Below are 1,243 nucleotides of genomic sequence, written 5' to 3' on the forward strand. Positions count from 1 at the left end.
TGCTATTTTATTGCCAGTTTTTATTGAATTTTCAAGGTGCATAGGCACTTATTCAAGTGCGAAGTTTGAGTTAATTAATATAAAGCACACTGGTGGAGGTTGTGCATATGAAAATTATGTTGAGAATGGAAGCATAAATATTGCATCGGCGGATTTTTGCCATCACATGGAATTGCTTTATAGTGCAATAATTGAAATCTTTATTGAAAAATACTATATAAATGTAAAATAATAAAGTAGAACACAAAGATGTAAACTTTGTTGAATTACAAATGCATAATTACGTGAAAAACATAGAAAGAATCCTACCTAAAAGCATTTTGGTAAAGGAGCACATCTATATTATCGATTTTCAGTATGATTGAAAGTGATATTTTATTAATGAGAGCTGTCGTAAATAAGACAATCTTTCTAATATATAAGCTGAAGTAACAGATATTACTACCTATATTGCAGGAAAATTACATTATCCGACAGCTCTGTTAAGTTATAAAAAGAATCCTATAGATCGAATGAATCTTCCACATCCACCCACATCTGTATATTTCCCTCAAGATATAATCTTGCATATTCAAGTGGTTCATCTATTGCCAAAGCATTTAAGGCACATTTAGAGCAGGGAGTAGTTTTCAAGCTTTCTTCCGCTTTATTGCAGTCTATCCGTAAAAAGTAACCTGCATAGGTGTATACATCAATACTATTATGGTGGATATTATATGTTGCGTAAATCATATTTATTTTTATCCTCTTTTCATTTTTTTGAAAGCATTCCAATCAGTTTACAATCCCCGTATATTTTATGTTATAATGTTTTATATGAGTTTGTTTCCCTTATTTTTTCCCTTATCAGGGTTCACAATACCCTATGGGAAGATATAACACAAGGGAAACAGTAAGGGAAAGCTCACCTACGACAAACTTAGTGTTTTCAAGGGTTAGCGGAGATTTTAATAACAAAATATAACAGCTAATATTTCCCTTAAAAATCATCAAATCACAATCAGGATTTGGAGGAAACTTATATGGTTGATTTCATTGTTAATCTGTTTGCAGAGATTGCTGATTTCTTTATTACTTTTTGGGTAGACAATGTTATTGATAAATTTGCCAAAAGAAATTAGTAAATTCTTTAGGTTAGAATCGATGATGGTGTAAACGAAAAAGCAGTTTTGGCATTCCAGTGAACTGCCCTTTCGTTTACACCATTTTCGATTTGACCTAATTGAACAAAGTGAGCGTCCGG

At 31.8% G+C, this 1,243-nt stretch carries 2 protein-coding genes; one reads left to right on the forward strand and one right to left on the reverse strand.

Going from position 1 to position 1,243, the window contains the following annotated elements; genetic code table 11:
• Positions 1-232 (forward strand): hypothetical protein (locus tag D5281_RS24965; RefSeq protein ID WP_160562539.1); only part of this gene is annotated, 232 nt, incomplete at its 5' end.
• A 269-nt stretch (positions 233-501) separates the two neighbouring features.
• On the opposite strand, the gene D5281_RS24970 is transcribed toward D5281_RS24965, so the two are convergent.
• Entirely contained in the window at positions 502-732 is a 231-nt protein-coding gene (locus D5281_RS24970) for a DUF6061 family protein (protein ID WP_160562540.1), read from the reverse strand.
• Between the last annotated feature and the right edge of the window lie 511 nt (positions 733-1,243).

Source organism: Parablautia muri (genome assembly GCF_009917485.1).
Lineage (GTDB): Bacteria > Bacillota > Clostridia > Lachnospirales > Lachnospiraceae > Suilimivivens > Suilimivivens muri.

Excerpts from the sequence above, each read along its gene's own strand:
- D5281_RS24970 (WP_160562540.1), bottom strand. The coding sequence starts at position 732 with ATGATTTACGCAACATATAATATCCACCATAATAGTATTGATGTATAC.